We start from the raw sequence: 24545 nt of genomic DNA, 5'->3' as shown, positions 1-24545 counted from the left end.
CCCTTACTGCTAACGCGGCAAGGGCCAAATCTGCTATAAAGACGTATGTTTTTTGATATGGAGCTTTAGCGCAATGAAATTACCGATTTACCTGGATTATGCCGCGACCACGCCGGCCGATCCGCGTGTGGCCAGCAAAATGATGCAGTTCCTGACGCTGGACGGCACCTTCGGTAATCCGGCTTCCCGCTCGCACCGTTTCGGCTGGCAGGCGGAAGAGGCGGTGGACGTTGCGCGCAATCAGGTGGCGGAGCTGGTCAATGCCGATCCGCGCGAAATCATCTTTACCTCCGGCGCCACCGAATCGGACAACCTCGCCCTGAAAGGGGCCGCCCATGCGCAGCGCGCCCGCGGCAAACACATCATCACCAGCCAGACCGAACATAAAGCGGTGCTCGACAGCTGCAAACAGCTGGAGAGCGAAGGCTTTACGGTCACTTACCTGACGCCGCCCGCCAACGTCATTATTACGCCGGACATGGTGCGCGACACCCTGCGCGACGACACCGTGCTGGTGTCGCTGATGCAGGTCAATAATGAAATCGGCGTGATTCAGGATATCGCCGCCATCGGCGAGCTGTGCCGCGCGCGCGATATTCTGTTCCACGTCGACGCCACGCAGAGCGTCGGCAAACTGCCGATCGATCTCAGCACGCTGAAGGTCGACTTGATGTCCTTTTCCGCCCACAAGCTCTACGGGCCGAAAGGCATCGGCGCGCTCTACGTGCGCCGCAAGCCGAAAGCGGTGATCGAAGCGCAGATGCACGGTGGTGGCCATGAGCGCGGCATGCGCTCCGGCACACTGCCGGTGCATCAGATCGTCGGCATGGGCGAGGCCTTCTCGCTGGCCCGCGAGGCGCGCGAAACCGAGATGGCGTGTCTGACGACGCTGCGTATGCGGCTGTGGCAGGGGATGAGCGCCCTTGAAGGCGTGCAGCTCAACGGCGACTTGGCGCAGAGCGCGCCCACTATCCTGAACCTCAGCTTTGCCGGCGTTGACGGCGAATCGCTGCTGATGGCGCTGAAAGATCTGGCGCTCTCCTCCGGCTCCGCCTGCACCTCCGCCAGCATGGAGCCCTCCTACGTGCTGTGCGCCATCGGTCTGGACGAGGCGCTGGCGCGCAGTTCACTGCGCTTCTCCCTTGGCCGCTTCACCACGGAAGAGGAGATCGACTACGCTATCGCGCTGGTGCATAAAGTGGTGACGCGCCTGCGCGCGCTGGCGCCTGCCGCACGTTAATCTCTAGCGCCGTTTACCGGTAAGCTTCTGGAAACGGCGCGCCTCCGGCTGGATCTGCTGGCATCAGCAGGCAATATCTGTTATCAGGACTGACGTTAAACGGATAACCCCTGGCTTCTGGCTGGATCATACATATAACGCATACGGAGTTTCGCGATGACAGCACACCCCATGAACATTACGCTGAGCCACCAGCCCGCTGATGCGCGCTGGGGCGAAAAAGCGATCCTGACCAGCAACGATAGCGGCCTGACCATTCACCTGACCGGCGCGGATGTGCTTAATACCATCCAGCGCGCGGCGCGCAAAATCAACGGACAGGGCATTCGCCACGTCGCCCTTAGCGGCGAAGGCTGGGATCTGGAGCAGTGCTGGGCGTTCTGGCAGGGCTACCGAGGCCCGAAAGGTGCGCGCCAGGTTAACTGGCCGACGCTGAACGAGCAGGATCAGGCGGAGTTTGCGTGCCGTCTGCACATCATCGACTGGGTGCGCGACACCATTAATATGCCGGCGGAAGATCTGGCGCACAGCGCCGTCGATCTGTTCCGCGAAGTGGGCGGCGAGGTGGTCAGCTACCGAATTACGCGCGGCGACGATCTGCGCGAGCAGGGCTATCTCGGCCTGCACACCTTGGGCCGCGGCTCCAGCCGTCCGTCCGTGCTGCTGGCGCTCGACTACAATCCGACCGGCGACGACAGCACACCGGTCTACGCCTGCCTGGTCGGCAAAGGCATCACCTTTGACACCGGCGGCTACAGCCTGAAGCAGAGCACCTTTATGGACTCGATGAAGTCCGATATGGGCGGCGCGGCCACTGTTACCGGCGCGCTGGCGCTGGCGATTGTGCGCGGCCTGCAGCAGCGCGTGAAGCTGTTCCTCTGCTGCGCCGACAACATGGTGAGCGGCAACGCTTTCCGTCTGGGCGACATTATTCGCTACCGCAACGGCAAGTCGGTCGAGGTGATGAACACCGACGCGGAAGGGCGCCTGGTGCTGGCCGACGGCCTGATCGACGCCGCGACGCTGACCGGCGCGGCGAAAACCGCGCTGGGCAACGACTACCACGCGCTCTTTACCTTCGACGACGTGTTGGCGCAGTCGCTGATGGGCAGCGCGACCAGCGAAAACGAGCCGTTCTGGCGTTTACCGCTGGCGGAGTTCCACCGCAGCCATCTGCCGTCTAACTTCGCCGATCTCAATAACATCGCCAGCGCGGCGCATTCCGCAGGCGCCAGCAGTGCGGCGGCCTTCCTCTCGCACTTCGTGGCGCGCTACCAGCAGGGCTGACTGCACATTGACTGCTCGGCGACATACTGCAAAAGCGCGGTAGAGCAGTTGAATAGGTGCTGAAGCTGGCGGCCACCGAGCCGGCGTACCGTCCGGAGTTTTTTCAGCTGTTGCTGGCTGCCGACGTCTGGGTGCCTGGCGCCAGCACCCAGGCGCATTTCGCCGCCGATACGCCGGTCGATCTACAGCACTAGGAGAAAGAGGATGGGCGCAGCGTCACTCCGTTCTTTACCTCGCAGGAGGCGATGAGCGAAGCGATCGCCGAAGAGCAGGCCTATCTGCGCCTGCCAGTGCGCACGCTGTTTGAGATGACGCGAGGCGAGACCCTGTTTCTTAACCCGAAACTGCCCACCGGCAAAGAGTTCTCGCCGGCGGAGATCGCCTATCTGCTGGGCGAAGAGGGCGACGCCCTGAGCCAGCAGACCGTGCTGGAGGGCGGCCACGCGCTGCTGCTATCAGAAGTGGCAACGCCGCCTGCGCAGATGATCGATTCGCTGACGCAGCTGTTCAGCAAATACAAACAGGTGCGCCGCGCCTTTGTCGCCAGTATTCGCGCGAGCGCGCGGATGAGCAGCCGAACCTGCTGATCGGCATCGAGGCGGAAAGCGATATTGAGGCGATTATCCAGGCGGCAGGTAGCGTCGCGACCGATACGCTGCCGGATGACGCGCCGGTCGATATCTGCGAAGTGGTGGCGGACGAGAAGGGCATCAGCCACTTTTCCACATCACGCCCTTTTACGAGCGTCGCTGGGGTAGCTTCCTGCGCAACTTCAAAGGCAGCACGCGCATTATCTGAGGCGGGCGCGGCATGATGCCGCACCTGTTTTTTATTTCTCAATCGGCAAATCGTCCCGGCTGCCCCATTCGCCCCAGGAGCCGTCATAGAGTGTGACGTTGCGCGCGCCCAGCGCGGTCAGCGCCAGGATTGCCACCGCGGCGGTGACGCCCGACCCGCAGCTCGCCACCACCGGCTCATCCAGCTTCACGCCCGCGCGGGCGAAAATCGCGCGCAGTTCCGCTTCCGGCTTCAGCGCGCCGTTGACCACCAGATCGTTCCAGGGCACGTTAAGGCTGCGCGGAATATGGCCGCGATGCAGGCCCGGACGCGGCTCGTCTACCTCGGCGTTAAAGCGGTTCGCCGCGCGCGCGTCGACAATTTGCACGCCGCCTTCGTGGCTGATCAGCAACACGTCGGTCAGGCGCTTCACCTGCGCGTCGTCGAGGGTGGCCTCGAACTCTCCTTCCGGCAGCGCGACCGCTCCTGTCGCTAGCGGCAGCCCAGCCGCTTTCCAGCCCTGTAGGCCGCCGCCCGCCAGAATCGACACCTGCTCAACGCCGAAGGCGCGCAGCATCCACCAGGCGCGCGGCGCGGAGAAGAGGTTGCCTTCGTCGTATACCACCAGATGCTTATCGCTGTGGATGCCCAGCTCGCGTATCGCGACGGCGAAGCGCTCGGCGCGCGGCATCATATGCGGATAAGGGCTGGTGTGGTCGGAAAGCGCTTCAATATCGAAAAAAGGCGCGCCTGGCAGGTGACCCGCTAGGTACTCCTCCGTGATATTGCGTACGGCCTCCTGGTCCAGCGGCAGCATGCGGGCGTCCAGCACCTGCACATTCTCCTCGGCATAGTGTTCATTTAACCAGTCAGCGGAGACAAATATGGCTGTCATTGCAACCTCTTCTTATCGTTAGGAAAAGCCCAGTGTCGGGGAATGTGTACACTATCTCAAGAGTGGCGTTGATAAAGTCGCGGCAGGGCGATGGATTTGCGCTGCCACAGCATCGCTGCCAGACAAGTAAGAGTGGAAGGGCAGCGCTGTCAGGGTGCCCTGTCGCACATTTTTTGCGTGCCTGCACCGATGAAAATCAATAAATTTCCACAAATCATACGATAGCCAATAGGCAACACCCGCGGTTCTCCCTATAATCGGCGCGTTTTCTTACCGGGAGCGGGTTCCCGGTTTCTTCAGGATGCTAAAGACAGAGGTCAATATGGCAATCGAACGTACCTTCTCCATCATCAAACCAAACGCCGTTGCTAAAAACGTCATTGGCGCTATCTACAACCGTTTTGAGAGCGCAGGCTTCAAAATCGTTGGCGCTAAAATGCTGCAGCTGAGCAAAGAGCATGCTGAAGGTTTCTACGCTGAGCACCAGGGCAAGCCGTTCTTCGACGGTCTGGTCGAGTTCATGACCTCTGGTCCGGTTGTGGTGTCTGTACTGGAAGGCGAAAACGCCGTTCAGCGTCACCGCGATCTGATGGGCGCAACTAACCCGGCGAACGCGCTGGCTGGCACGCTGCGCGCAGACTACGCTGACAGCTTCACCGAAAACGCCACCCACGGTTCTGACTCTGCCGAGTCTGCTGCGCGTGAAATCGCCTACTTCTTCGGCGAAAACGAGATCTGCCCGCGCACCCGTTAATGGCTCCGCTGCCAGTCGGACCGCGCGCTTTACAATTTTCTCGCTAACGTGCCGCCGTCTACCCTGGCATCACACCGCAGATGTTGTAAAATATCGCGCCCTTGCTGAGCTTGGCTTAGCAAGGGCGTCTTTTTTTCTATCCTTTAACCAGCCTTAACCAGAGCCATAACGTGTAATAACGATGCCAGAGAACATTATGTCCGAACAGATTATGATGCCGTCGTCCGCTTCCTCCGTTGTTGTTGCCCCGAAAAGCGAAAAAATTAACCTGCTGGATCTCAACCGTCAGCAGATGCGCGAGCTTTTTCTCTCCATGGGCGAGAAGCCTTTCCGCGCCGATCAGGTGATGAAGTGGATGTACCACTACTGCTGCAACGATTTCGAGCAGATGACCGACATCAACAAGGTGCTGCGTGGCAAATTGAGCCAGATCGCGGAGATCCGTGCGCCGGAAGTGGCGGAAGAGATGCGCTCCAGCGACGGTACCATCAAGTGGGCGATCCGTGTCGGCGACCAGCTGGTGGAAACCGTTTATATTCCGGAAGATGACCGCGCCACGCTTTGCGTCTCGTCACAGGTCGGCTGCGCGCTGGGGTGTAAATTCTGTTCGACGGCGCAGCAGGGCTTCAACCGGAACCTGCGCGTATCGGAAATTATTGGTCAGGTATGGCGCGCGGCGAAAATCATCGGCGCCGCCAAGGTCACCGGCCAGCGTCCTATCACCAACGTGGTGATGATGGGCATGGGCGAGCCGCTGCTTAACTTGAACAATGTCGTGCCGGCCATGGAAATCATGCTGGACGATTTCGGCTTCGGCCTGTCGAAACGCCGCGTTACGCTGTCAACCTCTGGCGTGGTGCCGGCGCTGGACAAGCTGGGCGATATGATCGACGTCGCGCTGGCGATCTCGCTGCATGCGCCGAACGACAAGCTGCGCGACAGCATCGTGCCGATCAATAAAAAGTACAACACAGAGATGTTCCTAGGCGCAGTAAAGCGCTACCTGGCGAAGTCGAACGCCAACCAGGGCCGCGTCACCATCGAGTATGTGATGCTGGACCACATTAACGACAGCACCGACGACGCCCATCAGCTGGCGGCGCTGCTGAAGGATACGCCGAGCAAAATCAACCTGATCCCGTGGAACCCTTTCTCGGGCGCGCCCTATGACCGCAGCTCCAACAGCCGGGTTGACCGCTTTGCTAAAGTGTTGATGGAATACGGCTTTACCACTATCGTGCGTAAAACCCGCGGCGGCGATATCGATGCGGCCTGCGGTCAGCTGGCGGGCGACGTGATCGACCGCACCAAACGCACCCTGCGCAAAAAAATGGCGGGCGAGCCGATCGCTGTGAAGGCGCTCTAAAACCGCGCAGCTAAAGGTTTCTCCTGACGAGCACGCGTGGCGGGCTTGGCCGCAGCGCAAACTGTCAGGAGAAAAGCTATGGGTAAGGGCATACCGGCCAGCTTGCTGGCACTGATTGTTGTAACCGGGTGTGTCAGCCGCGCCCCGCAAACTGGGGCGGCGGAAACGCGTTTAGCGCTGGGCATGCACTATCTGGCGGCAGGCGATTTCGCTGCCGCGTGACTACCGGATGGCGCTGGTGCGCCTGGCGGAGAAACAGGAGCAGCGCAATGAAGCGCTGCTGCGCTATCAACAGGCGCAGCGGCTGGCGCCGGCAAATAGCTTTGTCGCTAACAATTACGGTGCGTTTCTCTGCGCTTTAGGGCAGTATGACGAAGCGCATCAACAGTTTAAGCGGGCAATACAGGCGTCGGAAAGCGAGGCTCGCGACGATGCGTGGGAGCTGTCGGGCTATTGTTATCTGCAGGCAGACCAGTCGTTGGCCGCGCGCGCGGCACTGAGCCAGGCGCTGGAAGCGGATCTAGCGAAAGGCAACGCGCTGCTGGATGAAGCGGAAAAAGTGCGCCTGCGCCAGCCGACCCGTGCTTTACTGTTAACGACGTTTTATCAGCAACATCTGCCTGCTACGGCGCGCAGCTTAGAGTTACAGATACGTTTCGCCGCGCAACAGGGAAACGCTGCTGACGTTACACGTTATGGCGACCGGTTGGCGCGAAGTTTTCAACAATCGATACAGTACCAGCGTTATTTAGCTAATGAATACTGAAGCCAATCAAGACAACTCTGCAGTACATTCCACAGGTGAACGCCTGCGTCTGGCACGTGAGAAAATGGGCCTGACCCAGCAAAACGTGGCTGAACGCCTGTGCCTGAAACTCTCGACGGTACGCCATATTGAAGAGGACAAATTGCCTGCCGATCTGGCATCGACCTTTTTGCGTGGATACATTCGCTCCTATGCGCGCTTGGTGCACATTCCTGAAGAGGAACTGCTGCCGATGATGGCGAAGCAGACGCCGGTGTGCGCGGCCAAAATCGAGCTGATGCAGAACTTCTCGCTGGGCAAGCGCCGTAAAAAGCGCAACGGCTTGCTGATGATTTTCACCTGGCTGGTGCTGTTCGTGGTGGTTGGCCTGACCGGCGCCTGGTGGTGGCAGAACCATAAAGCCTCCCAGGACGATCTGGTCTCTCTGGCTGATCAGAACGGCAGCAGCGGCGACAACAGTCAGTCGAGCGCGCTGGAAGGCGGCAGCGACGAAACCGCCACGCCTGCCGCGCCGGACGAAATCAACAGCGCGGCGGCGCCAGCCGCCAGCCAGCCGAGCAGCACTGCGTCCGCCGCCGCGTCAACTCCCAGCGGCGACCGCGGCCGGCAACGCCGTGGTTGCGCCGAGCCAGGCGCCGGGCCAGCCCAACCGCTACCGCCGCTGGTGGCCAGCTGCCGACCACCGGCGCGGCAGTCAGCGACGCCACCGGTAAGAAACTGTTCAGCGGAATGCAACGTAGCGGTGGTAAACTCGCGCTTTCCGGCAATGTGCCCTATCGCCTGAAAATCGGCGCGCCGCGCGCAGTGCAGGTGCAATACCAGAACCAGCCGGTTGATTTGAGCCGCTTTATTCGTACTAACCAGGTTGCTCGCTTGACATTGGGTGCGCAATAACACTGCATCGCGCCTGGGGCAATTATGGAGAAAGAATATGCATAACGAAGCACCCATTATCCGTCGTAAATCGACCCGGATTTATGTCGGCAAGGTGCCTGTCGGCGACGGCGCGCCTATCGCCGTGCAGTCGATGACCAATACCTGCACCACCGATGTAGATGCCACGGTTAACCAGATCAAAGCGCTTGAGCGCGTCGGTGTCGATATCGTGCGCGTCTCTGTGCCAACCATGGACGTCGCCGAAGCCTTTAAGCTGATTAAGCAGCGCGTCAACGTGCCGCTGGTGGCGGATATCCACTTTGACTACCGTATCGCGCTGAAGGTCGCCGAATATGGCGTTGACTGCCTGCGCATCAATCCCGGCAACATCGGCAACAACGAGCGTATCCGCCAGGTGGTGGACTGCGCGCGCGACAACAATATCCCGATCCGCATCGGCGTCAACGCCGGCTCGCTGGAAAAAGATCTGCAGGAAAAATATGGCGAGCCGACGCCGCAGGCGCTGCTTGAATCGGCGATGCGCCATGTTGACCACCTTGATCGCCTCAACTTCGACCAGTTTAAGGTCAGCGTAAAAGCCTCCGACGTCTTCCTCGCCGTGGAATCCTATCGCCTGCTGGCGAAACAGATTGACCAGCCGCTGCATCTCGGTATCACCGAAGCGGGCGGTGCACGCGCGGGCGCGGTGAAATCCGCCATCGGTCTGGGCCTGCTGCTGTCGGAAGGGATCGGCGATACGCTGCGTATTTCGCTGGCGGCCGATCCGGTGGAAGAGGTAAAGGTCGGCTTCGATATCCTGACGTCGCTGCGCATCCGTTCGCGCGGCATCAACTTTATCGCCTGTCCAACCTGTTCGCGTCAGGAGTTCGACGTGATCGGCACGGTGAACGAGCTGGAGCAGCGTCTGGAGGACATTATCACGCCGATGGACGTTTCCATTATCGGCTGCGTGGTGAACGGGCCGGGCGAAGCCAAGGTGTCGACGCTGGGCGTGACCGGCAGCAACAAGAAAAGCGGCTTTTACGAGGATGGCGTGCGCCAGCGCGAGCGCCTCGACAATGACAATATGATCGACCAGCTTGAGGCGCGTATTCGCGCTAAAGCAACCATGCTGGACAAGAGCCGCCGCATCAACGTACAGCAGCTGGAAAACGAAGGCTGAGGCGCGGGGCGACTTTTTTCACTAACCTGTGCGGTTTCATCCTCATAAGGTATGAGGCCGGACAGGTTTTTTTGCATTAAGAGATTTTAACGTGGTGAAGAATATTCAAGCTATCCGCGGCATGAACGACTACCTGCCGGCGGATACGGCTATCTGGCAGCGGATTGAAGGCGTCCTCAAGCAGGTGCTGGCCAGCTACGGCTACAGCGAAATCCGCATGCCGATCGTGGAGCAGACTCTGCTGTTTAAACGCGCCATCGGCGAAGTGACCGATGTGGTCGAAAAAGAGATGTACACTTTCGAGGACCGCAACGGCAAAAGCCTGACGCTGCGTCCGGAAGGCACCGCCGGCTGCGTGCGCGCCGGTATCGAACATGGCCTGCTTTACAATCAGGAACAGCATCTGTGGTATATGGGACCGATGTTCCGCTACGAGCGTCCGCAAAAGGGGCGCTATCGCCAGTTTCATCAGCTGGGCGCGGAAGTATTCGGCCTGCAGGGACCGGACGTCGACGCCGAGCTGATTATGCTGACCGCGCGCTGGTGGAAGGCGCTGGGCATCGCCGACCACGTGCGGCTGGAGCTTAACTCCATCGGTTCGCTTGCGGCGCGCGCCAACTACCGCGACGCGCTGGTGGCGTTCCTCGAGCAGCATAAAGAGATGCTGGACGAAGACAGCAAGCGCCGCATGTACAGCAATCCGCTGCGCGTGCTGGACAGTAAAAATCCTGACGTGCAGACGCTGCTGAACGACGCGCCACAGCTGATGGATCATCTCGACGACGAATCACGCGAACATTTCCAGGGGCTGTGTGCCCTGCTGGACGATGCGGGCATCGCCTATCGCGTCAACCAGCGTCTGGTACGCGGCCTCGACTACTACAACCGCACCGTTTTTGAATGGGTGACCGAGAGCCTCGGCGTGCAGGGCACGGTATGCGGCGGCGGCCGCTATGACGGCCTGGTCGAGCAGCTGGGCGGTCGCGCCACGCCAGCTGTCGGTTTCGCCATGGGCCTGGAGCGTCTATTACTGCTGGTGCAGGCCGTCAATCCAGAATTTGAACCGACGCGTGTTGTTGATGTCTATGTTATCGCTTCGGGCCAGGGCGTTCAGTCCGCTGCGATGCAGCTGGCGGAAAAACTGCGCGATGAAGCGCCAGAACTGAGGCTGATGACCAACTTCGGCGGCGGAAACTTCAAGAAGCAGTTTGCCCGTGCCGACAAGTGGGGTGCGCGCATTGCGCTGGTCGTTGGCGAAGACGAAGTGAAGGCCGGTCAGGTGGTCATCAAAGATCTGCGCAGCGGCGATCAGCAAACGCTGGCGCAGACAGAGGCTGCTGCTGCATTGCGCACGCTGTTGCAGTAAGCGTGGCACGGCACCAACCAGAGAAAGGAGAGGGATCGCGTGGAAGTCTATAGCAATGAAAACGAGCAGGTCGACGCGCTACGTCGCTTTTTTGCCAACAACGGCAAGGCGCTGGCGGTCGGCGTGATCATCGGCATTGCCGAGCTGGGCGGCTGGCGCTACTTTGCCAGCCATGAGGAGAGCTCGTCAAAAGCGGTGTCGGCGCAGTATCAGCAGGTAGCCAGCGCCATGACGGCGGATCAGCCTGCGACGCTGGACGCGGCGGCGAAGTTTGCCAGCGAAAACAGCAACACCTACGGCGCGCTGGCGGCGATGGACGTGGCTAAGCAGTATGTAGACGCTAACCAGCTCGACAAGGCCTCTGCGCTGCTGCAGAACGGCCTGAAAAACACTAAAGATACCAATCTGCAGGCGGTGATTAACCTGCGTCTGGCGCACATTCAGCTGCAACAAAATCAGGCGGACGCCGCGCTTAAAACCCTTGACGCTGTCAAGGGCGATGGCTGGACAGCCATTGTAGCGGACATCCGCGGCGAAGCGCTGCTGAGCAAAGGCGACAAGCAGGGCGCGCGCGACGCGTGGAGCAAAGGCGTGGAGTCAGACGCCTCGCCGGCGCTGAAGGAAATAATGCAGATGAAGATGAATAACTTAAGCTAAGCCAGTCAAGAGAGGGCGCATGGAATTACGTAAATACCTGCTGCCGGGGCTGATTTCAGTCACTCTGCTCAGCGGTTGCTCGCTGTTCAGCGGCGAAGAAGATGTAGTGAAAATGGCTCCGCTGCCGAAGGTTGAAAACCAGTTTACCCCTCAGCAAGCGTGGAGCACCTCGGTAGGCGACGGCGTTGGCGACTTCTATTTCAACCTGCATCCGGCATGGCAGGACAATACCGTATTCGCGGCGGATCGCTTCGGCGTCGTTAAGGCGCTGGATGCCTCCGACGGCAAGGAAAAATGGCAGGTCGATCTCTCTGAGAAAACCGGCTTCTTCTCGAAAAACATCTCCGCGCTGCTTTCTGGCGGCGTGACCGCGGCGGGCGAGCATATCTATATCGGCAGCGAGCGCGGCCAGCTGTTCGCGCTGAACAGCAACGACGGCAGCATCGCGTGGCAGACCAAAGTGGCGGGCGAAGCATTGTCGCGTCCGGTGGTCAGCGACGGCCTGGTGCTGGTGCACACCAGCAACGGCATGCTGCAGGGGCTTGACCAGAGCAGCGGCGTGGTGAAGTGGAGCGTTAACCTCGACATGCCAGCGCTCTCGCTGCGCGGCGAATCTGCGCCTGCCACCGCGTTCGGCGGCGCTATTGTTGGCGGCGACAACGGCCGCGTCAGCGCGGTGATCATGAATCAGGGCCAGCTGATCTGGCAGCAGCGCATTTCCCAGCCGAGCGGCGCCACGGAAATTGATCGCCTGAACGACGTCGACACCACGCCGGTTATTGTTAACGGCGTGGTCTATGCGCTGGCCTATAACGGCAACCTGACCGCGCTGGATTTGCGCTCCGGCCAGATCCTGTGGAAACGCGAAATCGGCGGCGTGAAAGATCTGATTGTCGATGCCGGCCGCATCTACCTAGTAGATCAGGACGATCGCGTTATCGCGCTGAACGCCGACGGCGGCGTCGCCATCTGGCGTCAGAGCGATCTGCTGCATCGCAACCTGACCGCGCCGGTGCTGTTTGACGGCTACCTGGTGGTCGGCGACAGCGAAGGCTATCTGCACTGGCTGAACACCTCTGACGGCCGCTTCGTGGCGCAGAAAAAAGTGGACAGCGACGGTTTCCAGACCGAGCCGGTGGTCGCCAGCGATAAGCTGATCATTCAGGCGAAAAGCGGCGAGGTTTACGCGATTACGCGTTAATCCGCCCCGGTTTTGCCTTCCGTTTAACGGCTCCTGATGCGTCAGGGGCCGTTTCGTTTTTAGTGAGGCATAGTATTTTTTGCGCCTTCAGCCTGAACCTGGCGGGTAAAACCGTTATAATCACGCCATTCGGACGATTCTTTTTTGTATTGAGGCACTGTTATGATTCCTGTGGTCGTGCTGGTTGGGCGTCCCAATGTGGGGAAATCCACGCTGTTTAACCGTTTGACACGCACTCGTGATGCGCTGGTGGCGGATTTTCCCGGACTGACTCGCGATCGCAAATATGGTCGCGCCGAAGTGGAAGGGCGCGAATTCATCGTTATTGATACCGGCGGTATCGACAACACGGAAGAGGGCGTCGAAACGCGCATGGCGGAGCAGTCGCTTCTGGCGATTGAAGAAGCCGACGTGGTGCTGTTTATGGTGGATGCGCGCGCGGGCCTGATGCCGGCAGACAAGCAGATCGCCAACCATATCCGCTCGCGTCAGAAAGCGACCTTCCTGGTGGCGAACAAAACCGACGGACTCGATCCCGATTCGGCGGTGGCCGACTTCTATTCGCTGGGACTGGGCGATATCCACGCCATCGCCGCCTCGCACGGTCGCGGCGTCACCAGCCTGCTGGAAACCGTGCTGCTGCCGTGGATGGATGAAATCGATCCACGCGAAGTGACCGAAGAAAACGAGAACGAAGCCTACTGGGCGGCGCTGGCGGCGCAAGAGAACGGCGAAGCGGCGGAAGATGAGGAAGAAGAGGCGTTCGATCCCACCGGTCTGCCGATCAAGCTGGCCATAGTTGGTCGCCCCAACGTCGGCAAGTCGACGCTGACCAACCGCATCCTTGGCGAAGATCGCGTTGTGGTCTACGATATGCCCGGCACCACGCGCGACAGCATCTACATTCCGATGGAGCGCGACGACCGCGAATATATCCTGATCGATACCGCGGGCGTGCGTAAGCGCGGCAAAATCACCGACACGGTAGAAAAATTCTCCGTGATCAAAACGCTGCAGGCGATTGAAGATGCCAACGTGGTGCTGCTGGTTATCGACGCACGCGAAGGCATCTCCGATCAGGATCTGTCGCTGCTCGGCTTTATCCTCAATAGCGGTTGCTCGCTGGTGATCGTGGTGAACAAGTGGGACGGCCTGACGCAGGAGATCAAGGATGAAGTCAAAGAGACGCTGGACTACCGCCTCGGCTTTATCGACTTCGCCCGCGTGCACTTTATCTCTGCGCTGCACGGCAGCGGCGTCGGCAACCTGTTCGAATCGGTGACCGAAGCCTATGACTGCTCCACCAAACGCGTTAATACTTCGATGCTGACGCGCATTATGAACATGGCAGCCGAAGACCATCAGCCGCCGCTGGTGCGCGGCCGTCGCGTGAAGCTGAAATATGCCCACGCCGGCGGCTACAACCCACCTATCGTAGTGATCCACGGCAATCGGGTAAAAGATCTGCCCGATTCCTACAAGCGCTGTCTGATGAACTACTTTCGTCGTTCCCTCAACGTTATGGGTACGCCGATCCGTATTCAGTTCAAAGAGGGCGACAACCCCTTCGCCGGCAAGCGCAACCTGCTGACATCGACGCAGCAGCGCAAGCGTAAGCGTCTGCTCTCGCACCTAAAGAAAAACAGACGCTAAGCAAAAAGGGACCGCAAGGTCCCTTTTTGCGCCATACATTTGCTTACCTCTGCGCACAGCGCAAAGTTCGCGCAGCGAACCGTGCAAATTGAAACACTTACCTCTGCGTTTGTAGCAAAAATGCGATTGCCACGTTTAGTTCCCATTATAGATGTTCACCTTGTCCTGTACCAGGTGGTACAATAATGCCCCGTGTTGCGTCGAGGGCAGAACATTCTTATTGCTTCCTCGCTCCCAATGCCTGCAACCCGAACATGGGTCCGTACCATTACGACGTAAAATAGAGCTATGTCCGGCGTGAAAAGTGCCATAGCGGCCGGCGCCTGTCCAGACGTGAAGGTTCTGTTTTTTTTCAGGAGAGTTTGTGTTATGGCTGAAACATCTTCCCGATCCAGCAAAGGATTGGGTATCTGGTTTTACTGCTGGGGCCGGGGCTGCTGGCGGTTGGCCTCTTCTTCGCTATCGGCGGCGGCAAGCTGGTTTCGCTTGGCGGCAGCTGGTATTTTCTGATTGCAGGCATTTTCATGCTGCTGTCGGCGATCCGGTTCTTCCGCCGGAAATCCTCTGCCGTCGTGCTGTTTATTCTAGTCTTTGTCGGCACGCTGATTTGGGCGCTGGCTGATGCGGGCTGGACATTCTGGCCGCTGGTTTCGCGTCTGATGATGCCGGCTGGCCTGATGCTGCTGGCCTTCCTGACCTGGCCTGCGCAAGCGCGGAGGCAAATCCTCGCTGGCGAAAGTTTCCTACGCGCTCTCGGCGATTATTGCCGTCGGGATGGTGGGAACGCTGGTGCATATGTTCCAGCCGCATCCGACCGTGGCCTTCATCGGCAAAGGGCTGCCGCTAATCTCGGTTGATAAGAGCAAGCCGCAGCAGGACTGGAATAACTACGGCCGCACGCCGGGCGGCGACCGCTTTGCCGCTATCGACCAGATCACGCGCGATAAAGTGAAAGATCTTAAAGTTGCCTAGACCTTCCACACCGGCGAAACGGCGATCAGCCCGACCGGCAACGGCGCGGAAGATCAGCAGACACCGCTGCAGATAGGCAACACGCTTTACCTCTGTACGCCGCACAACAACGTGATTGCGGTTGAGGCCAACAGCGGCAAACAGATCTGGAAGCGCGAAATCAATGCGCAGGCAGAAGTCTGGCCTATTTCAATGCCACTAAGCCGCTGACGCAGCCGAGCAAGCCTGGCTCTACGCCGGTGCCGGCCGTCACGCTGGCGGCAGGCGACACCTGCCAACGCCGTATCCTGACGAACACCATTATTGACGCGCGTCCGATCGCCATCAACGCCGACAACGGCGAGTTCTGCGCCGACTTCGGCAACAATGGCGTGGTGAATCTGAAAGAGGGCCTGGGCGAAGCGCAGGATCCGAAATATCAGCTGACCTCAGCGCCGACACTGGCGGGCACCACGGCCGTGGTTGGCGGTCGCGTAGCGGATAACGTGCAGACCGATATGCCTGGCGGCGTACTGCGCGGCTTCGACGTGATTACCGGTAAGCAGCGCTGAGTGTTTGACTCGGGCAATGTTGATCCAAACGCCGTGCTGATGCCGGGCTAGGATTACAAGCGCAGCACCCCAAACTCCTGGGCGCCGATGTCCTACGATCCGGCGATGAACACCGTGTTTATCCCGATGGGCAGCTTGTCTGTGGACCTGTGGGGCGCCAACCGTACTGCACTGGATCACAAATATGGCGCGTTGGTGCTGGTGCTGGATGCGACTACCGGCAAAGAGAAGTGGGTCTACCAGACCGTGCATAATGACCTCTGGGACTTCGACCTGCCGATGTAGCCGAGCCTGGTTGACTTCCCGATGAAGGACGGCACCACCAGGCCTGCAGTGGTCATCAGTGGCAAAACCGGCATGATCTTCGTGCTGGACAGCGAAACCGGCAAGCCGCTGACGAAAGTCGAAGAGCTGCCGATGCCGCAGGGCCATATCCCGAACGAGTAGTACACCAAAACCCAGCTGCACTCCACCGAGATGCCGTAGATCGGCAGCCAGACGCTGACCGAGTCTGACATGTGGGGTGCCATACCGTTCGATCAGCTGGCGTGCCGCATCGCCTTTAAATCGATGCGCTACAACGGCCTGTTCACGGTGCCGGATACCGACAAGTCGCTTAGCTTCCCGGGTTCGCTCGGCGGCATGAACAGGGGCAGCATGTCATTCGAACCGAACAACCAGTACATGTTCGTCAACGATATGCGTCTGGGCCTGTGGGTGCAGATGATCCCGGCTGATACAGACAAAATCGCGCACGGCAGCAACGGCGGCGAAGCGATCAACACTGGTATGGGCTCAGTGCCGCTGAAAGGCACACCATGCGCGGTTAACAAAAACCGCTTTATGTCGCCACTGGGCATTCCTTGCCAGGCGCCGCCGTTCGGCACACTGTCGACGATCGATATGAATACGCGTAAGATCGTCTGGCAGGTGCCGGTAGGCACGGTGCAGGATACCGGTCCGTTCGACATCAAAAATGCATGCGCAGATGCCGATCGTCATCCCGACACTGGGCAGTACCCTGGCGACGCAGGGTGGCCTGGTGTTTATCGCCGGTACGCAGGACTACGACCTGCGCGCCTTCGACAGCTCAACCGGTAAAGAGGTGTGGAAAGCACACCTGCCGTTGGGCAGCTAGGGCGGCCCGATTAGCTACGTTTCACCAAAAACCGGCAAGCAGTACATCCTGATCTCCGCAGGCGGCGCGCGTCAGTCGCCGGATCGCGGCACTATGTGATTGCCTACGCGCTGCCGTAACGGCCAGGCGTGACCCGCAAAACCCTGCGCTCCGGCGCGGGGTTTTTTATTTGGCGCACAGGAAAGTGTAAGCGTGACGGCGGTTGCACCCGCGCGCGAGAAACCGATCGCTAAGTCGCGGCGCGCCGGTTGGGCAGGAAAGGGAAGAGGGTATAATCGCGGCGGCGCTTGAGGTTTCTGCCTTAAGCAATCGGCATGCTGGTTGTGAGGCAGAAAAGATAAAGCCCCGTAGTTAATTTTCATTAACTCACGAGTCAGCCCCACTGTCCGAACAACAGCAGGCTAGCCTCTTACCGCGCTCTGCACAAGGAGGAGTAACCATGAAACTGCCGCAGCTAACGCTGGTTTGTTGCGTATTACTGGTGTGTCTCACACTTTTAATCTTTACCTGGCTGACGCGGAAATCGCTGTGCGAAATCCGCTACCGGGACAACCAGCGCGAGTTGGCTACTTTGATGGCTTACGAATCTGGTAAGTAGCAACCGCAAGGCAGGAGGTGACTCCCGCCTTTGCCGGCTGTTGGCTGTTGGCTGTTGGCTGTTGGCTGGACAGGTTTCAGGCGCCTTCTTAAGGCCGCTACTCAGGTGGCGGCCTTTTTTAATGCGCCGGCTTGTCGCCGTCGCGCCACAGCGCCTCCAGCTCCGGTGGCGCGACCTGCTCCGGCTCCGGAATCAGCAGGACGATGGTGCCAACTTCGCGGTGCATGGCGTAGCTGATTTGAATGCGGAAGTAGCGATGATCGCTACGCCCGATCTCCGGCGCTTTATCCTCCGGCTCGCCCAGCGGCAGCGCCTGTTCCATTACCTGGCAGACGCGCTGCTTCTGTGGCTGCGGCAGCTGGGCCCAGCGCAAAGCGCCGAGCGCCGCGCAGACCGGGAATCAAAGGCCAGCCCGCCTTCGTGTTCGACTTCAATGACCGCGTCGTCGGCCAGTTCGGGCAAGGAGCTCATAGCACGCCAACCTCCAGCCATGCCTGCTCGATCGACTGCGCCACGGAGCGGTTAAACCGCTGTTCGCCATGCTGGATCGCCAGTCGGGCGAAGGTGCTGAAATCGGCATCCTGCGGCAGCGATTTATCGCAGAGCGTATCGTGCCAGGCCTGGCCCGCCAGCTCCCAGGCGTAGCCGCCCAGCGCTTTGGCCGCAAGGTAGAAGGCGCGGTTAGGAATGCCGGAGTTCAGGTACACACCGCCATTGTTCTCGCGCGTTTTAACATAGTGGTCCATATGCGCAGGCTGGGGATCCTTGCCCAGCATCGGATCGTCATAGGCGGTGCCCGGCTCGGACATGGATCGCAGGCCGCGTCCGTTAATGCCGCTCGCCAGCAGCCCTTCGCCAATAATCCAGTCGGCGCGGTCGACGGTCTGCTTCAGGTGGAACTGCTTCACCAGCGAGCCGAAGACGTCGGAAAGCGATTCATTCAGTGCGCCCGCCTGCTCAAAGTAGAGCAGGCCCACTTCATTTTCGGTGACGCCGTGCGCCAGCTCGTGCGCTACCACGTCGATGGCAATGGTAAAGCGATTAAAGATTTCGCCGTCGCCATCGCCAAACACCATCTGCTAACCGTTCCAGAAGGCGTTCTGATACTCCTTGCCGTAGTGAACGGTGCCGAGCAGCTTCAGCCCTTGGTTGTCGAGCGAGTTGCGCTGATAGGTTTGCCAGAAAAAATCGTAGGTAGCAGGTCGCCCTGCAGGTTCTGGGTGTTTTTGGCGTCGTAAATTTCATGTTCGACATGGCCGCCCACGGCGTTACGCGGCGCAACCGGCTTCTGCCAGTTCTCCGCCATCAGGTGCTGCACGTGCATCAGCGTGCGGCGCGCATAGTCCTGCTGATGGCCGGAACCGTGAGTCACGATGTTGCGCAACATGTAGGGAGGAATAACGCTGTAAGACATACCCGACTTCTTGGCACAAGTAATGTGTAATCAGGTAGCGGGTTTGCGGCGTCGTTTTTTTTCTGGTTGCAGGCTGGTGACCCGGCTTTCCACCCAGCCGTCATCGAGGCGGGTGCGCAGGAGATCGCCCGCCTGCAGCTGGGCAGTTTTCTTCACCACCTGACCGGTTTGATCGGTGGTGACGCTGAAGCCGCGCGCCAGCGTTGCCAGCGGGCTGACGCCCTCCAGCTGCGCGGCGATCGTGGCGAAATGTTGCCGTTCACGGTTCAGCTGTTTTTCTAGGCTCTGCTGCAGGCGGTAGCGCATCTGTTCCAGCTGGCGCTGCGCCTGATACAGGCGCGACTGCGGCTGATTGGCGGCGAGACGCTGCGCGAGGCGATCCTGCTGGCGCGTCGTCTGACGCAGCCGGTTTTCCATCGCCTCGTTCAGGCGCTGTTGCAGGCGGAACAGCACGGTCTGCTGCCGCACCAGGCGCAGCTGCGGATGCTGCTGCTGCAGGCGATGAGCGAGGCGCGCAAAGCGGCGTTGTTGCTGCGCCAGATAGTAATCCATCGCCATTTCCAGCAGTTGTTGCTGTGAGAGCAACTGTCGCAGCAGTTCTGTCTGATTCTTGCTCACTATTTCAGCGGCGGCGGAGGGCGTTGGCGCGCGCAGGTCGGCGACGAAATCGGCAATAGTGACGTCGGTTTCATGGCCGACGGCGCTGACGACAGGAATGCGGCTGGCGAAGATGGCGCGCGCGACGCGCTCTTCGTTAAAGCTCCACAGATCCTCCAGCGAGCCGCCGCCGCGCCCGACAATCAGCACGTCGCACTCCGCGCGCTGGTTAGCCAGCTCAATCGCGCGCACGATGGCGGCCGGTGCCTCCGCGCCTTGCACCGGCGTGGGGTAGATAATCACCGGCAGCAAGGGGTCGCGACGATGCAGCACGCGCAGTACGTCATGCAGCGCTGCGCTGGTGGCTGAGGTAATCACCCCGACCTGTTTCGCCGGCGCGGGCAGCGGCTGCTTGTGCTGCTGATCAAACAGCCCCTCGCTCGCCAGCTTCGCCTTTAACATCTCGAACTGTTGCTGCAGCGCGCCTTCGCCCGCCGGATGCATGCTTTCGATAATTAGCTGATAGTCGCCGCGCGGCTCATAGAGCGTGATGGTGGCGCGCACAAGAATCCGCTGGCCGTGCTGGGGACGGAAAGTGACGCGCCGGTTGCTGTTGCGGAACATGGCGCAGCGCACCTGGGCACCGTCATCTTTCAGGGTGAAGTACCAGTGACCCGACGCGGGCTGGGAAAAATTGGAGATCTCCGCGCTCAGCCACACCGATCCCATCTCTTGTTCGAGCAGCTGGCGCACCACGGTATTCAGGCGGCTGATAGTAAAAATATTGGCGGTCGTCGGTAGCGACATGTGATGGAGATCAAATAGTAAATCAGAGGGTTAATTGACCAATACTACATGGCCGATAGCGAGGATCAAGACTTTTTCTAAAATAATGCTGGAGGAAAACAATTTCGGCCTGTATAATCCTGCGGCAATATTTTATCTGTTCTCATTCACCCCATCACCCCATCACCCCATCACCCCAGGTTGAGATATTGCCATGCTAAGAATTGCTAAAGAAGCACTCACTTTCGACGACGTTCTGCTCGTTCCTGCTCACTCCACTGTTCTGCCTAACACGGCCGATCTCAGCACCCAGCTGACGAAAAACATTCGTCTCAATATTCCTGTGCTTTCCGCCGCGATGGATACTGTGACCGAAGCAGGCTTGGCGATTGCGCTGGCGCAGGAAGGCGGTCTGGGCTTTATCCATAAAAATATGTCGATTGAGCGCCAGGCGGAAGAAGTTCGCAAGGTGAAGAAACATGAAAGCGGCGTGGTAACCGAACCGCAAACCGTTTTGCCTACCACCACGCTGGCGGAAGTGAAAGCGCTGACCGAGCGCAATGGCTTCGCTGGCTACCCGGTGGTCAACGAAAGCAACGAGCTGGTCGGCATCATAACCGGCCGCGACGTGCGCTTCGTCACTGACCTGACGCAGCCGGTCACTGCAGTGATGACGCCGAAAGAGTGCCTGGTTACGGTGAAAGAGGGTGAAGCGCGCGACGTCGTGCTGCAGAAAATGCATGAAAAGCGCGTTGAAAAAGCGCTGGTGGTGGACGACAGCTTCCACCTGCTCGGCATGATCACCGTCAAAGACTTCCAGAAAGCGGAGCGTAAGCCGAACGCCTGTAAAGATGCGCAGGGTCGTCTGCACGTAGGCGCCGCCGTTAGCGCGGGCGCGGGCAACGAAGAGCGCGTTGACGCGCTGGTCGCTGCAGGCGTCGACGTGCTGCTGATCGACTCGTCACACGGCCATTCAGAAGGCGTGCTGCAGCGCATTCGCGAAACGCGCGATAAATATCCCGACCTGGACATTATCGGCGGCAACATCGCCACCGGTGCCGGCGCGCTGGCTCTGGCGAAAGCGGGCGTGAGCGCGGTGAAAGTGGGCATCGGCCCTGGCTCAATCTGCACCACCCGTATCGTCACCGGGGTGGGCGTGCCGCAGATAACCGCCGTCTCCGACGCGGTTGACGCGCTGGAAGGCACCGGCATTCCGGTTATCGCCGACGGCGGCATCCGCTTCTCCGGCGATATCGCCAAGGCGATCGCCGCTGGCGCCGCCGCCGTGATGGTCGGCTCAATGCTGGCTGGTACGGAAGAGTCACCGGGCGAAATCGAACTCTATCAGGGCCGCTCGTTCAAATCCTATCGCGGCATGGGCTCGCTGGGCGCGATGTCCAAAGGTTCCTCTGACCGCTATTTCCAGACCGATAACGCCGCCGGCAAGCTGGTGCCGGAAGGCATCGAAGGCCGCGTCGCCTATAAAGGCCGTCTGAAAGAGATCGTGCATCAGCAAATGGGCGGCCTGCGCTCCTGCATGGGCCTGACCGGCTGCCCGACAATCGACGATCTGCGCACCAAGGCGGAGTTTGTCCGCATCAGCGGCGCCGGCATCAACGAAAGCCACGTGCACGACGTGACCATTACCAAAGAGTCGCCGAACTACCGCATGGGCTCTTAAGCCCGTAAGATTTACCGCCCGGCTCAAGCCGGGCGCTTTTATTATCAAGTCACCGTTCAGGAAACGCCTCAATGACGACGGAAAATATTCATAAGCATCGCATTCTGATTCTCGATTTTGGTTCTCAATACACGCAACTGGTCGCGCGCCGCGTACGTGAGCTGGGCGTGTACTGCGAACTCTGGGCATGGGATGTCACCGAAGAGCAGATCCGCCAGTTCAACCCGAACGGCATCATCCTGTCCGGCGGCCCGGAAAGCACCACCGAACATAACAGCCCGCGCGCGCCGGAATATGTCTTTAACGCCGGCGTGCCGGTGCTCGGCGTTTGCTACGGTATGCAGACTATGGCGATGCAGCTGGGTGGCAAAGTAGAAGGCTCCAACGAGCGCGAGTTCGGCTATGCGCAGGTGGAACTCGTCAACCCGAGCGCGCTGATCCGCGATATTGAAGACGCCATCAGCGCCGCAGGCAAGCCACTGCTCGACGTCTGGATGAGCCACGGCGATAAAGTCACCGCCATTCCGTCCGATTTCGTTACCGTCGCCAGCACCGAAACCTGTCCGTTCGCCATTATGGCCAACGAAGAGAAGCGTTTTTACGGCGTGCAGTTCCACCCGGAAGTGACGCACACCCGTCAAGGCCTGCGCATGCTGGAGCGTTTCGTGCTCGACATCTGCGAATGCGAAGCGCTGTGGACGACGGCGAAAATCATCGAGGACGCGGTTGAGCGTCTGCGCGAACAGGTGGGCAACGACAAGGTGATCCTCGGCCTCTCCGGCGGCGTCGATTCTTCCGTCACTGCCATGCTGCTGCACCGCGCCATCGGCGAGCGTCTGACCTGCGTCTTCGTCGACAACGGTCTGCTGCGCCTGAACGAGACTGAGCAGGTGATGGACATGTTCGGCGATCACTTTGGCCTGAATATCTTGCACGTTCTGGCGGAAGCGCGCTTCCTTGATGCGCTTGCGGGCGAAAACGATCCTGAAGCCAAACGTAAAATCATCGGTCGCGTCTTCGTTGAGGTGTTCGACGACGAGGCGAGCCGGCTGACCGACGTGAAGTGGCTGGCGCAGGGCACCATCTATCCGGACGTCATCGAGTCCGCCGCCTCCGCCACCGGTAAAGCGCACGTCATCAAATCCCACCACAACGTGGGCGGCCTGCCGAAAGAGATGACGCTGGGTCTGGTTGAGCCGCTGAAAGAGCTGTTCAAAGACGAAGTGCGCAAGATCGGCCTCGAGCTGGGCCTGCCGTACGACATGCTCTATCGCCATCCGTTCCCGGGTCCGGGTCTCGGCGTGCGCGTGCTGGGCGAAGTGAAGAAAGAGTATTGCGACCTGCTGCGTCGCGCCGACGCGATCTTTATCGAAGAGCTGCGTAAAGCGGATCTCTATAACAAAGTGAGCCAGGCGTTCACCGTCTTCCTGCCGGTGCGTTCGGTGGGCGTGATGGGCGACGGCCGTAAATATGACTGGGTGGTCTCGCTGCGTGCGGTGGAAACTATCGACTTTATGACCGCGCACTGGGTGCATCTGCCGTACGATGTCCTCGGCCGCGTCTCTAACCGCATCATTAACGAAGTCAATGGCATCTCGCGCGTTGTCTACGATATCAGCAGCAAGCCGCCGGCGACCATTGAGTGGGAATAACCTTTCCGCTTACACTGAAGCGCGTTGAGTAAACTCTCGCCAGCTTATCAAACGAGATAAGCTGGCGATTTTTTTTCTGCCGTTTACGCCGGGAATCGCACCATGCTGTCACTGAAAGCCTTGGGTCTCTGTATTTTACTTGTGATGCCAGCTGTCGCTGGGTGCCAGCCTGGCGCAGGCTACGCGCCACGGCGATCTCGCCGGCGCGCAGGGCGGCTGGTGGTTGGCGCGCCGCGACTCATCGGGCCTGGTGCCCGATGCAGAACGTTACGCGAATCTGGCGATCGTGCAGGTTTACGCCGCGCCGACCTACGGCTGGAAAGGCGCGGTAGCGGTGCACCCGTGGATTATCTTCAAGCGCGTGGGCGAGACGCGCTACAACTGCTATCTGCCGGACGGCTACTGGTACGGCGCCCGGCTTCGCCTGTTGGTAGAGCATCGCGGCGCGGCAGCCGAGGCGATGATCCCGCGCATCGAGGCGGCGATTCAATCCTATCCTTAGTCGCACACCTATCATGCTTAGCTCGGGCCGAACAGCAATACCTTTCTGGCGCATATCGGCCGCGAGGTGCCGGCGCTGAAGCTCGATTTGCCCGCCAACGCGCTGGGCAAGGATTACCGGCCGCTGTGGCGTCCCGTTGGGCTGCCGCCGTCTGGCCGCGGCATACAGGTGTCGGTGCTCGGCGTGGCTGGCGTGACGCTGGGGGCGGAAGAGGGCTTTGAGCTTAACGTGCTGGGGCTGAATATGGGGCTCGATTTCACACCGCTGCGCCTGCGCCTGCCGTTTATCGGCGGGCTGGGCAACGAGAACGTACAGCAGGACAATCCGCCGGGCTGACCGCCCGGCGCAGGGGTCAGCAAACGCCGAATCTCCCTCTTCGTGGTAGAGGTTGACGCTGTCGGCGTTGACCTCAATCTCCTTTTTCTCGGCGTCATCGACGCGCGCGTACTACAGGGTTTCACCTTCTACCCGCAGCACCTGCATTTTGGGACCACCGGTTTTCGACTGCACAAAATCATCAGGTTGAAACATCTCTTTCTCCTTTGGTTTTAAGCATGTGTAGGGCGCGCCGCGCCCCCCGGCAGAAAAGCGTTGCGGGCTTTTGAACGCATTACGGCGCAGGCTGCGCCAGCC

The 24545-nt window shown here is 59.8% G+C and carries 13 protein-coding genes and 9 pseudogenes; 17 read left to right on the top strand and 5 right to left on the bottom strand.

From position 1 onward, the window contains the following. Window positions 1–73: 73 nt before the first annotated feature. The 3 genes and pseudogenes from EIO60_RS13160 to sseB all read left to right on the top strand — a co-directional run bounded on the left by EIO60_RS13160 (window position 74) and on the right by sseB (window position 3325). Window positions 74–1240 (top strand): IscS subfamily cysteine desulfurase, encoded by a 1167-nt coding sequence (locus EIO60_RS13160; RefSeq protein ID WP_258577052.1) that lies wholly within the window; start codon window positions 74–76, stop codon window positions 1238–1240. Window positions 1241–1396: 156 nt separating this feature from the next. Further along, window positions 1397–2524, top strand: a pseudogene (gene pepB, locus EIO60_RS13155) (aminopeptidase PepB); the annotation flags it as partial. A 59-nt stretch (window positions 2525–2583) separates the two neighbouring features. Further along, window positions 2584–3325: pseudogene (gene sseB, locus EIO60_RS13150) on the top strand (enhanced serine sensitivity protein SseB). 31 nt (window positions 3326–3356) lie between these two features. Here the strand turns inward: sseB and sseA are convergent. Beyond that, the gene (gene sseA, locus EIO60_RS13145; RefSeq protein WP_258577051.1) at window positions 3357–4199 is read right to left on the bottom strand and encodes a 3-mercaptopyruvate sulfurtransferase; all 843 of its coding nucleotides are present in this window, start codon (window positions 4197–4199) and stop codon (window positions 3357–3359) included. A 322-nt stretch (window positions 4200–4521) separates the two neighbouring features. Here sseA and ndk point away from each other — a divergent pair, with 322 nt between their 5' ends. From ndk to EIO60_RS13090, 11 genes and pseudogenes are all read left to right on the top strand, one after another. Further along, window positions 4522–4953: a nucleoside-diphosphate kinase gene (gene ndk, locus EIO60_RS13140; protein WP_258577050.1), complete on the top strand. Its 432-nt coding sequence runs from the start codon at window positions 4522–4524 to the stop codon at window positions 4951–4953. Between the two features lie 196 nt (window positions 4954–5149). Beyond that, window positions 5150–6319, top strand: coding sequence for a dual-specificity RNA methyltransferase RlmN (gene rlmN / locus EIO60_RS13135; protein ID WP_258577049.1), 1170 nt, complete (start codon window positions 5150–5152; stop codon window positions 6317–6319). A gap of 78 nt (window positions 6320–6397) precedes the next feature. Next, window positions 6398–7085: pseudogene (locus EIO60_RS13130) on the top strand (type IV pilus biogenesis/stability protein PilW). Beyond that, a pseudogene (gene rodZ, locus EIO60_RS13125) lies at window positions 7075–7979 on the top strand (cytoskeleton protein RodZ). The pseudogenes EIO60_RS13130 and rodZ overlap by 11 nt, the downstream one beginning before the upstream one ends. 37 nt (window positions 7980–8016) lie before the next feature. Beyond that, window positions 8017–9144 (top strand): flavodoxin-dependent (E)-4-hydroxy-3-methylbut-2-enyl-diphosphate synthase, encoded by a 1128-nt coding sequence (ispG, locus tag EIO60_RS13120; protein WP_258577048.1) that lies wholly within the window; start codon window positions 8017–8019, stop codon window positions 9142–9144. Window positions 9145–9235: 91 nt separating this feature from the next. After that, the gene (gene hisS / locus EIO60_RS13115; RefSeq protein WP_258577047.1) at window positions 9236–10510 is read left to right on the top strand and encodes a histidine--tRNA ligase; all 1275 of its coding nucleotides are present in this window, start codon (window positions 9236–9238) and stop codon (window positions 10508–10510) included. A 39-nt stretch (window positions 10511–10549) separates the two neighbouring features. Beyond that, window positions 10550–11167 (top strand): YfgM family protein, encoded by a 618-nt coding sequence (locus EIO60_RS13110; protein ID WP_258577046.1) that lies wholly within the window; start codon window positions 10550–10552, stop codon window positions 11165–11167. A gap of 19 nt (window positions 11168–11186) precedes the next feature. Next, window positions 11187–12368, top strand: a complete 1182-nt coding sequence (bamB, locus tag EIO60_RS13105; RefSeq protein WP_258577045.1) for an outer membrane protein assembly factor BamB — start codon at window positions 11187–11189, stop codon at window positions 12366–12368. A 162-nt stretch (window positions 12369–12530) separates the two neighbouring features. Further along, window positions 12531–14021, top strand: a complete 1491-nt coding sequence (gene der / locus EIO60_RS13100; protein ID WP_258577044.1) for a ribosome biogenesis GTPase Der — start codon at window positions 12531–12533, stop codon at window positions 14019–14021. Between the two features lie 369 nt (window positions 14022–14390). Then, a pseudogene (locus EIO60_RS13095) lies at window positions 14391–16801 on the top strand (membrane-bound PQQ-dependent dehydrogenase, glucose/quinate/shikimate family). A 320-nt stretch (window positions 16802–17121) separates the two neighbouring features. Further along, the gene (locus tag EIO60_RS13090; RefSeq protein WP_258577043.1) at window positions 17122–17280 is read left to right on the top strand and encodes a type I toxin-antitoxin system Hok family toxin; all 159 of its coding nucleotides are present in this window, start codon (window positions 17122–17124) and stop codon (window positions 17278–17280) included. Window positions 17281–17398: 118 nt separating this feature from the next. On the opposite strand, the pseudogene EIO60_RS13085 reads toward EIO60_RS13090, so the two are convergent. The 3 genes and pseudogenes from EIO60_RS13085 to xseA all read right to left on the bottom strand — a co-directional run bounded on the left by EIO60_RS13085 (window position 17399) and on the right by xseA (window position 20098). Beyond that, window positions 17399–17751: pseudogene (locus EIO60_RS13085) on the bottom strand (protealysin inhibitor emfourin). Further along, window positions 17748–18694 (bottom strand): annotated as a pseudogene (locus EIO60_RS13080) (M4 family metallopeptidase). Before EIO60_RS13080 ends, EIO60_RS13085 begins: the two co-directional pseudogenes overlap by 4 nt. 30 nt (window positions 18695–18724) lie before the next feature. Next, complete coding sequence (gene xseA, locus EIO60_RS13075; protein ID WP_258577042.1) at window positions 18725–20098, bottom strand: exodeoxyribonuclease VII large subunit; 1374 nt, start codon at window positions 20096–20098, stop codon at window positions 18725–18727. A 193-nt stretch (window positions 20099–20291) separates the two neighbouring features. Between xseA and guaB the strand changes: the two genes are divergently transcribed. The 3 genes and pseudogenes from guaB to EIO60_RS13060 all read left to right on the top strand — a co-directional run bounded on the left by guaB (window position 20292) and on the right by EIO60_RS13060 (window position 24248). Then, entirely contained in the window at window positions 20292–21758 is a 1467-nt protein-coding gene (guaB, locus tag EIO60_RS13070) for an IMP dehydrogenase (protein WP_258577041.1), read from the top strand. A gap of 71 nt (window positions 21759–21829) precedes the next feature. Continuing rightward, the gene (gene guaA, locus EIO60_RS13065; RefSeq protein WP_258577040.1) at window positions 21830–23410 is read left to right on the top strand and encodes a glutamine-hydrolyzing GMP synthase; all 1581 of its coding nucleotides are present in this window, start codon (window positions 21830–21832) and stop codon (window positions 23408–23410) included. 102 nt (window positions 23411–23512) lie between these two features. After that, window positions 23513–24248, top strand: a pseudogene (locus tag EIO60_RS13060) (DUF3750 domain-containing protein). Between the two features lie 30 nt (window positions 24249–24278). On the opposite strand, the pseudogene EIO60_RS13055 reads toward EIO60_RS13060, so the two are convergent. Beyond that, window positions 24279–24443, bottom strand: a pseudogene (locus tag EIO60_RS13055) (GDFGVC terminal motif YodC-like protein); the annotation flags it as partial. Window positions 24444–24545 lie beyond the last annotated feature (102 nt).

This window comes from Candidatus Pantoea persica (assembly GCF_013753875.1).
GTDB classification, from domain to species: domain Bacteria; phylum Pseudomonadota; class Gammaproteobacteria; order Enterobacterales; family Enterobacteriaceae; genus Pantoea; species Pantoea persica.
The sequence above is the reverse complement of the archived record's forward strand: the minus strand, read 5'-3'. Positions and strand labels throughout refer to the sequence as shown.